This is a genomic window from Pseudomonadota bacterium (assembly GCA_026388315.1).
Lineage (GTDB): Bacteria > Desulfobacterota > Syntrophorhabdia > Syntrophorhabdales > Syntrophorhabdaceae > MWEV01.
This window is the reverse complement of record JAPLKA010000010.1, coordinates 1-7702: the sequence shown is the minus strand read 5'-3', so window position 1 is coordinate 7702 and position 7702 is coordinate 1. Positions and strand designations below refer to the sequence as shown.

5 protein-coding genes and 1 pseudogene are annotated in these 7702 nt (G+C 50.0%); 4 read left to right on the top strand and 2 right to left on the bottom strand.

Features of this window, described 5'->3' with window-relative positions; translation table 11 throughout:
• Nucleotides 1-461: 461 nt before the first annotated feature.
• From NTX75_00500 to NTX75_00485, 4 genes and pseudogenes are all read left to right on the top strand, one after another.
• Nucleotides 462-1640: an ABC transporter substrate-binding protein gene (locus NTX75_00500; GenBank protein MCX5814708.1), complete on the top strand. Its 1179-nt coding sequence runs from the start codon at nt 462-464 to the stop codon at nt 1638-1640.
• A 14-nt stretch (nt 1641-1654) separates the two neighbouring features.
• Nucleotides 1655-4717 (top strand): ATP-binding protein, encoded by a 3063-nt coding sequence (locus NTX75_00495; protein MCX5814707.1) that lies wholly within the window; start codon nt 1655-1657, stop codon nt 4715-4717.
• Between the two features lie 8 nt (nt 4718-4725).
• Nucleotides 4726-4896: pseudogene (locus tag NTX75_00490) on the top strand (response regulator).
• Between the two features lie 72 nt (nt 4897-4968).
• Nucleotides 4969-5931, top strand: coding sequence for a transposase (locus NTX75_00485; GenBank protein ID MCX5814706.1), 963 nt, complete (start codon nt 4969-4971; stop codon nt 5929-5931).
• Nucleotides 5932-6320: 389 nt separating this feature from the next.
• Here NTX75_00485 and NTX75_00480 read toward each other — a convergent pair whose 3' ends face one another.
• Together NTX75_00480 and NTX75_00475 are read right to left on the bottom strand one after the other, a co-directional pair.
• The gene (locus NTX75_00480; protein ID MCX5814705.1) at nt 6321-6452 is read right to left on the bottom strand and encodes a hypothetical protein; all 132 of its coding nucleotides are present in this window, start codon (nt 6450-6452) and stop codon (nt 6321-6323) included.
• 230 nt (nt 6453-6682) lie between these two features.
• A partial coding sequence (locus NTX75_00475) for a cyclic beta 1-2 glucan synthetase (protein MCX5814704.1) occupies nt 6683-7702 on the bottom strand: 1020 nt, incomplete at its 5' end.

The window sequence follows — 7702 nt, the reverse complement described above, 5'->3', positions numbered from 1 at the left end:
TCGAAGGGGAAGCAGAACCGGTCTCTCTCAAAGAAGAACCGGTTGTCATGCCATCGGACGATGTTCTTATGGAGATAATCGGATTAGCCGAAAGGGGAGATTATACCGGCCTTGAGGGTGTTCTCATACCAATTCGGATTCAAAGATAGAACGAGGCATCAAGGAGGAACCGACGCAGGCGTACATGCAGTACGTCGAGGAGCGCAACGACGAGATAACGAAGTTATATGAATGAAGGCAAATTGGTATCAGCAGCCTGACGGATGACAGATATGCTGCCTTTCGCAGAAGGATTCGAGCATACGCAAAAATATATGACGATGAGGCCATAATCGGCTATAATGAAAGGGAAGAGAAATGGATAGAAAATACCGCTTCAAAAACCCCCTTGACCGGGAGGCGCCCCCAAGTCCCGTCTTGTATGCAGGGTCAGGAGGTTCAATATTGCCAAGAGGTGAGACATGAAAACTATATATTATAAGACCTTTTTGTTGGCCATCATCCTGGCCGTCATCTGCTCGGTTGGCTGTTCAAAAAAAGAAGCCGAACGGGAGATAAGGATCGGCGGGATCTTCGACCTGACCGGCGCAACCCACGAGATTTGCGTACCTTATGCAGACGGCGTCAGAAAGTATATCGACTATGTCAACGAAAATGGCGGGATCAACGGCAGAAAGGTAAGACTCATCGAAATGGATTACGCCTATATGATCCCACGCGCAAAGATAGCCTATGAACGGATGGTCAAGGAGGACAAGGTCCATGTGATCCTGGGATGGGGAACAGGAGACACGGAACGCCTCCGGCCGCTTATTGCCCGGGATCATATCCCCTTCATGTCGGCATCCCATTCCTCCAGGCTGGGGATCATAGAAGAGGCCTCGTACAATTTCCTTATCGGTGTGACCTACTCGGATCAAATGCGCATTGTGCTGAAGTACATCCTTGACCAGTGGAAAGAGAAAGCGCGAAAACCACGGGTTGCCTTTATATTTAACGAAATGGAATTCGGGAAATCCCCTATTCCCGACGGAAAAGCCTATGCCGCTGCACACGGAATCGATATCGTTGCCGAGGAGATCGTCTCCCTGGACGCCCGGGAGGCAAAGGAACAGCTTTTGAGGATAAAAGAAAAAAAGGCCGATTATGCGGTCATCCAGGAAACGACATGGGCGGCATCAGTCATCCTGAAGAACGCCAGGGAATTGGGTCTTAACATTACATTCTTCGGACTAAACTGGTGCGCCGACGAGAAGCTGATCGCCCTGGCAGGCGAGACGGCTGAAGGATACATAGGGGCAATGCCTTTTCTCTTCACAGACATGTACATCCCCGGCGTCGCAGAGATCATGGAATACAACAAGCGTAAAGGGATTGATATCGAGGGTTATATATCACGCTACATCGCCGGATGGACTACAGCCAGGGTCATGTTGGAAGGCATTAAGAAGGCAGGCGATGACCTCTCCGGGGTCGGCATCAGAAAAGGTCTGGAATCTATCCGGGATTTTAGTACAGGCGGAATCACGGCGCCGGTAACCTTTACGGCCGCTGATCATAAGGGCTGTAAAAAGCTCAGGCTCGGACAGGTCATCCGGGGAAAATGGCAGAGCATCACTGATTATCTCGCGGCAGACTGATAGGGAGGCAAGGCATGAAGATCTCGATAGCATCTATTGGAATCAGGGTAACGGGGGGTCTCCTTGCCCTTGCAGCCATTCTGGCTTTTGTGGGATGGCTCTCCAGCTATCAGCTCGGATCAATTGAAGAGCTCGTATCCACGCAGGTTATGGAAACATCCAACGCACGCCATCTGAGTAAAAGCATCATCTTTGAAAATGAACAGATCGCCGCACTCGTCAAAGAATATATCTTGACGGAAAAGAAAGGCCGTAAGCTGGAAATACGCATCGTTATCAACGACGGGCTCCGCACAACCCAGGAATACATGCGACAGGTAAGCAACAGGCAACTGACGCCCATAGAGAATGATATGTTTGACAAGATCGGAGCCGTCTACGCCCAGTATCTTGAAACCCTCAAAACACTTCTTGGAAGCTACAACATAGAAGGAAAACCGCAGGGAGAAACAATGAGGGCAACGGCGGATTTCCGGGACATCCATGCCCACCTCATTACGCTCCTTCTACAGTTCGACAAGGTGGAAACGGATATGATGTACAACTCCTGGGGATTTTTTAAGGATAAGGTCCGTCTTATAAAAACCTCCATCCTACTCTTCAGCACCATTGCCCTCCTCTTCGCCGTAGCGCTTGGAATCATCATGAGCCGGTCGATCACGCGACCCATTTCGCAGCTCGTTAAGGTACTGGAACAGTACGGCAGCGGTGACTTCAGCGTCAGGGCAAGGGTAAATAGCCGTGACGAAATCGGTTATTTCGCAAATAGATTCAATATGATGTTGGAGCAGCTCCAGGAGGCGCACCAGAGGTTATCCGATACCATCGATTTTCTTCCGGATGCCACATTCGTCGTGGATAACGAGCAAAAGGTCATTGCATGGAACAAAGCGATCGAAGAGATGACCGGGGTACCGGCCGGGGATATTGTGGGCAAGGGAGATCAGGCCTATGCATTGCCTTTCTATGGTGAGAAACGGCTCATCCTGATTGATTTTGTTTTCGATGAAGACCCGGATTCGCAGAAGAAATATGCTTCCTTTGAGAAAAAGGAGCACACATTTTATGCCGAAACCTATGCACCATACCTATATGAGGGAAAAGGGGCCTATCTATGGGTAACTGCATCCCCGCTTATTGACAAACTCGGAAACCGGGTCGGCGCCATCGAATCCCTGAGGGACATCACCGACCGTAAACATGCCGAGGAAGTTATCCAGAGCGAAAAACATAGATTTTTAACTCTCGTAGAAAATGCTCCATTTGGATTGGTGCTGATCGATATTGATGGAAACTTTAAATATATTAATAGCAAATTTAAGGAAATATTTGGATATGATTTGGAGGATATTCCAAATGGAAAAACATGGTTCAGAAAGGCATTCCCGGACCAAGAATACAGGCGCCGTTTAATCTCTCTGTGGCAAATCGAGTTGGACAGATTTGAAAAACATTCTGCAGTAAAAAAAATGACCGAGAGGACATTCAACGTAATATGTAAAGACGGGACAGAAAAGATAGTTAATTTTATTCCGGTACAACTGGAGAGCGGCGAATATCTTTTGGTCTGCGATGACATCACCGACCGCAAACATGCCGAAGAGGAACTGAAGCAACACCGCGACCACTTAGAAGAACTGATTCGTGAGCGCACCGTCGAACTGGCTACCGCCAAAGAGGCCGCAGAAACAGCTAACCGGGCCAAGAGTTCATTCCTCGCCAGGATGAGCCACGATCTGCGCACCCCCTTGAATGCCATCATGGGCTATGCCCAGATCCTCAAAGGGCAGGAGAACCTCCTATATAAACAGAGGGATCAGTTGAACACGATCCAGGAAAGCGGCGAGCATCTCTTATCATTAATCAACGACATCCTTGACCTCTCCCGTATAGAGGCGCAAAGAGAAGAAATACAGCGGGAAGCATTCAACCTGCCTGCCCTCATCCATGAGGTATTAAGCGCAAGCGGGGTCAAGGCCGCAGAAAAGCGCCTCTCTTTCCTTTACGAAGAGGACCCGTCACTTCCTGCCATCGTCAGGGGCGATACACGGAAGCTTCGGCAGGTACTCATTAACCTGCTTGACAATGCAGTCAAATACACAGAGGAAGGCAGCGTGACCTTGAAGGTTACGAGTTCCGGGCTTCGAGTTCCCGGCGAAGAGGAATCTCTCCACCATCCCGTTTCCGGTTTCACGTTTCATGTTTCGGATACCGGCATCGGTATTCCCCGGGAGCAGATCGAGGCGATCTTCGAACCCTTCATGCAGGGAGATCTCCGGGCCACCGAAGGGATCGGTCTGGGACTTGCTATCAGCAGGCATCTGGTGGAGCTCATGGGAGGAAGGCTCTCCGTGGAAAGCGCCCCGGGGAAGGGAAGCGCCTTCACCTTTGTCCTTGAACTTGAGGTGGAGGAAGGAGCGGTAGCCCCGGAGGCGACTGAGAAGGTCATTATTGGGTATCATGGGGAAAGAAAACGCATCCTCATTGCCGATGACAACCCCACAAACCTTGCCATGCTCGTCTCGGTGCTCGAACCCCTGGGGTTTACCGTAGAGACCGCCGGAAACGGTGAAGAGACCGTTAAAAAGGCAGCAACCACAAAACCCGATCTTATCCTCATGGACCTTCTGATGCCCGTAATAAACGGACACGATGCCCTGTGCCGGATAAGGGGTGATGAGCGCCTGACACACATAAAGGTGATCGGTGTCTCAGCAGCAGTGGCCGATAGGGAACGGACAGAGGAGTTTGCTGCCGATTGTGATGGTTTTATTGCAAAACCGGTGCATATAAAGGCACTCCTGGAGAAGCTCAAGGGACAGCTCGGGATCGAATGGATCGAAGGGGAAGCAGAACCGGTCTCTCTCAAAGAAGAACCGGTTGTCATGCCATCGGACGATGTTCTTATGGAGATAATCGGATTAGCCGAAAGGGGAGATTATACCGGCCTTGAGGGTATTCTCAGCAGCCTGACGGATGACAGACATGCTGCCTTTCGCAGAAGGATTCGAGCATATGCAAAAACATATGATGATGAAGGGATCATCAACTATATAAAAGGGGCACACCATGGATAGAGAAGGCCCTCTCAAGGGTGTTGCAATCGACACCCGATCTCATACTGTTGGATGTGCTCATGCCGGGCATGGATGGTTTTGAGACCTGCCGGCGATTGAAGGCTGACGAAAGAACCATAGATATCCCGGTGATCTTCATGACCGGACTGATTGACATGGCACACAAGGTCAGGGGTTTTGAAGTCGGGGGGGGATATGGGGTCAAATCTTTATCCTTGACATTACCCCTTTTTTTTCTTTAATATTACCCCATGGCCCGCCCGTTGCGTATCCAGTTTGAAAATGCCTGCTACCATGTTACGTGCAGAGGCAATGCCGGTCAGACGATCTTTCCGGATGAGTTTGACCGGAGAAGGTTCCTCTTCCTTCTAAAACATTCCGCTGAAATCTACCGGGTCAATATCCTTGCATTTGTGCTCATGACGAACCATTTCCATCTCATCGTAAAGACGCCTCTGGCGAACATCCAGGAATTCATGCGCCACTTCAACATCTCCTACACCGCCTTCATTAATAAACGCTATAAAAGAACGGGACATCTCTATCAGGGCAGGTATAAATCTTTTGTTATAGACACCGACAGTTATCTGCTGGAAGTATCCCGGTATGTTCACCTCAATCCGGTTCGTATTAAAGAAGGGTTAAGCACCGAACAGAAGATCGCCTCATTAAAGAGCTACAGATGGAGCAGCTATTATGACTACAGCGTACGCACCCGATACCCTTTTCTATCAACAGAGGAAATACTTGCATATTTCGGGGGAAAAAAAGAACGCTACAGAGAGTTTGTGGAAAGCGGCATAACACTCACGATAAACCCCTTGGAAAAAGGGAAAGGACACGGAATTATCGGGGAGGCATCATTCATTGAACAACTCATGACGAAGATGCCTGCCATCAAACGGGAACAACCTGCCGTAAGACAGATGATAAAAAAGGTGCAACCGGACAAGATTCTCAAGGCAATTGCCGGCTCGCTCAATCTGCACACAGAAGAGTTCCTGCAGAAAGGCTACAAGGGTATCGCCCGTTCCATTACCATGGAGATGCTCTACCGCTACGGTGGAATGAATCAGAGAGAGATCGGGGAACTTATGGGCATTGATTACAGCGCTGTAAGTGTGGCAAGGAAGCGGCTTGCAGGGGTGCTTCAGAAAGACGAAGAAACGGCAAAGAGATTCGATGAGATAAAACGCCTCCTCTGTCAAGAATAAAGATTTGACCCCAGCCAGTTTTCAACTTAAACCTGATTCGTATAAACCGGCCTCCATATTACTTTTACGAGAATATTAATGGTTGTATAAAATGTTGCTACAAATGTTTGGACACGAAGGGGATAGGCTACTTTTCAGGTCAGGGGGAAGGTAAGTAATATTGTTTCCCAACGTTACTTAACGACTACTCGCTTCATCTTTTGGGGAGCAATGGTCTATCAGTGTAATCGGCAGGGTATTTCAAATCGGCGGAAGATGGAATATAATAATTTAATGGATGTCCCTCTTCCTCCCTATTTTTATAGAGGTGCCTGCAAAAAAAACAAGGCCTGATAATCGTCTAAAGGGTACCTCCCCAATCTTCCATTATGAAAAGCGAAATAAGTGAACTACGTCCCCACGTTCCGCAGACGGGAGAGTCTCTCAAGGATTCTGTCGATATGGGTCGGTGGATTACATTGGTCGCGTACCATCTCGAAGTTGCCGCTTGGTCTACTGAAAATCGGTGTTGTCTGGGTCATTTCTCCTCCTTTTTTTCTCAAGAAAAAGTAAGTTAGATAATGACTTTTAGCGGTCTAACGGTCAATAACTTTTGTTACGTATAGGTAGGTGAAAGCAGCATCTTGTGTCAATTTGGATTCGTTTAGAGAACGAGGAGCCGAGGGGTTGCCAACCGGAGGTGTAGCAGCGCTACATTGAGGATGCGGCGAGTTCGCAGGCAACAAAGCCAGGCGCGAAAAGCGCCTCGGCCTTACAACGACACGACCACTTCTACGGCATGTTCACTACGATCATCAACAAGGGGAATAAATTTGTCTTGTTGCACGATCCCGTCAACGGTCACGCTCCCCTCATCTTCGCCCGCGTGTTCCTGCACGACTTTTATATGGTAGATAGTCTCCCGGTACCGGTAGTGCACCGTGAAGCCCTCCCAATCGGCAGGGAGACAGGGCTCGACATGCAATTTGTCTACTTCGAGTCTCAGTCCCAAGAGTGATTCCACGATCAGCCGGTACATCCATCCGGATGATCCCGTGTACCACGTCCATCCGCCGCGACCCGTGTGGGGCGCGACCGCATAGACGTCAGCCGCGACAACGTAAGGCTCCACTTTGTACGTTCCAATCCCTTTAGCTGATCCCCCATGGTTCACAGGGTTGATCATGGTAAGAATTTCCCACGCCCGTCTGCTGTCACCCATGGCAGCGAAGGCCATGGCGGCCCAGATGGCCGCATGTGTATACTGCCCGCCATTTTCCCGAACCCCGGGAACGTACCCCTTGATATAACCGGGATTTAAATCCGACTTGTCGAAGGGCGGGGCAAGAAGCTGGATCAACGCGTGGTCCTTGCGCACGAGGTGCTTATCCACTGCGTCCATTGCCATGCGCGAGCGCGTGGCGCTCCCTGCCCCGGACAGGACAGACCAGCTTTGCGCAATGGAATCGATCCGGCATTCGGGATTGCCCGCTGAACCGAGGGGCGTGCCGTCATCAAAGAAAGCCCGGAGGTACCACTCACCATCCCAGCCATTCTCCTCGATGTTCCGGCTCAGCTTGCCTGCTTCTCTCTTACAGCGTTTGGCGAAGGCCAGGTCCCCGTGCATGCGCGCGACCTCAATGAACCGCATGAGTACTTCATAGAGGAAGAATGCGAGCCAGACACTTTCGCCTTTACCGTCTTTGCCCACCATGTTCATGCCGTCGTTCCAGTCACCGGAACCGATGAGCGGCAGGCCATGTTCACCAAATCTGAGGCCCCTCGCGATAGC

Excerpts from the sequence above, each read along its gene's own strand:
- NTX75_00500 (MCX5814708.1), top strand. The coding sequence starts at position 462 with ATGAAAACTATATATTATAAGACCTTTTTGTTGGCCATCATCCTGGCC.
- NTX75_00485 (MCX5814706.1), top strand. The coding sequence starts at position 4,969 with ATGGCCCGCCCGTTGCGTATCCAGTTTGAAAATGCCTGCTACCATGTT.
- NTX75_00480 (MCX5814705.1), bottom strand. The coding sequence starts at position 6,452 with ATGACCCAGACAACACCGATTTTCAGTAGACCAAGCGGCAACTTCGAG.
- NTX75_00495 (MCX5814707.1), top strand. The coding sequence starts at position 1,655 with ATGAAGATCTCGATAGCATCTATTGGAATCAGGGTAACGGGGGGTCTC.